Source organism: Brachybacterium sp. p3-SID1565, from assembly GCF_025143785.1.
In the GTDB taxonomy this organism is placed as follows: Bacteria; Actinomycetota; Actinomycetes; order Actinomycetales; family Dermabacteraceae; genus Brachybacterium; species Brachybacterium epidermidis.
Window position 1 is genome coordinate 1 of sequence record NZ_JAMBDS010000096.1, and the last position, 1,677, is coordinate 1,677.

Genomic DNA, 1,677 nt, shown 5'->3' on the forward strand with positions numbered 1-1,677 from the left:
GCAGTGCGCTCCAGCGGCGTCGTCCCCTCTCCGGGGAAGTTCGGGATGAACACCACATCGGAGGCATCGAAGGGCGGTGTGAACTGTGCGCGAAGTCCGTCCGCGACGGTCTGGACTCGGTCGATCATGCCTCGGGCTGCGAGGAGCGGCTCGCGTAGCTCGGCGTGATGGCTGTAGTCGCCGTGGATCTGCAGCACCGTGCGGGGTCGGCGCGCATCGCCGCTGAGGGCGCGCTGGAAGGCGAGCGCCTGCACGGGTGCGGTGAAGATGATCGTGTCCTGGTCCGAGAGCGCCGCGTTGAGATCACGGAGCGCAGCCAGCTCGTTCGCCGTGAAGGCGTACTGCAGGGCGCCCAGGGCTCCGTGCATCTCAGGATGGACGTTGCGATGCTGCAGGCGCCCGCCCCGGGCGGGCAGGGTGCGTAGGGTGAATGCGGGGACGTCGAGGTCCAGCGGCCACCGCGGGATCATCCGGCTGGAGACATCGCCTGTTCCGAGGAAGCCGAGCAGCGCCACCGGGTAGCCGGCCTCGTGCAGCCCGTTGGCCAGCTGGACAACGGACTTGTGGTAGCCGGTCGGGCCGGCGATCTCGTTGGTGCAGATCACGATCACAGCGGAAGGGCCTTTCCTCGGATGAGGGTCGTACAGAGCGCGGGGGCGGGTCAGGGAGTGGGAGTGACCGGCTCAGCGATCAGCATCTGCGCATCGGGCACGCGCGGAAGACGGCTGGGCAGGTGACTGAGCGGATGGGCGAGGAAGGCCACGGGCGATGCACCGGATCCGGCGTCCTGTGCGCCCTCGGGTCTCTTGACGACGCCGAGAACTGCACCAGCCTTGCGTACCGGAGCGCCTGCCCAGTAGCTGAGGAACGGCACCGGGGAGCGCCGATCCCAGCCGAGCGCAGCACGCAGTTCCTCCGGCGAGAGCACATGCTGCGCACCGAGCTCCGCCCGTGCAATTCTCTGTCTCGTCGCCGTATCTGATTCGTCATGGAACTCCGGCCAGAGCTCGCGAGTGCGTCGCGCGACGTCGGTGCCGAGCGATCCGATGGCGACCTCGTCACCGTAGATCTCGGTCGGGGTGCCTTCGGCAGCGGCGTAGACGACGGCGGTCGAGAGCTGGTTGGACACGACCCGTCGCGCGCCCCGAGCGAGGTGCAGCACACGGCTCAGGAACAGCGGATCACGGCGGTCACCGGCGCTGACCACCTGATGGCCGTGGGCGGCCCAGACCTGTCGCTTCTCGGGCCGGTCGAGGTCCTCGGGGTGCAGGCAGACCAGCGAGGGCCCGCCGCGCTCAGCGAGCTGACGGGCGAAGGCATCGTCGCTGTGCTCGAGCCGCACCAGCCGGGTGTCGTGCACGGGGAATGCGACGGTTCGACCGAGCGGCTCGATCTTCTGCTGCGCCGTCAGCTCGCTCAGGTAGAGGAACGGGGCGCCGACGGGGATTGTCGGGAACGGGTCGCGCTCGGGGTCCCAGCCGCGTGCACTGTGGCTCCAGACGAAGCGCCCTGCCCCGCGGGGCAGGCGCGCGAAGTCGGAGAAATGGACGAGCGTGGGCGAGCGGACCGTCCAGCCGTGCTGGAGCAGGCCGTTGATATGACGCACGGATCCGAGACCGGCGTATCGGGCCAGCACCGCGCTATGACCGTAGTAATGGTTCTGGATGTCCATGCGCG

General features: G+C 69.0%; 1 protein-coding gene and 1 pseudogene. Both read right to left on the minus strand.

The window, feature by feature from the left end; genetic code table 11:
- Window positions 1-605, minus strand: a pseudogene (locus M4D54_RS13745) (glycosyl transferase family 1); the annotation flags it as partial.
- A gap of 56 nt (window positions 606-661) precedes the next feature.
- On the minus strand, window positions 662-1,677 hold a 1,016-nt coding region (locus M4D54_RS13750; protein WP_259892110.1), incomplete at its 5' end, for a hypothetical protein.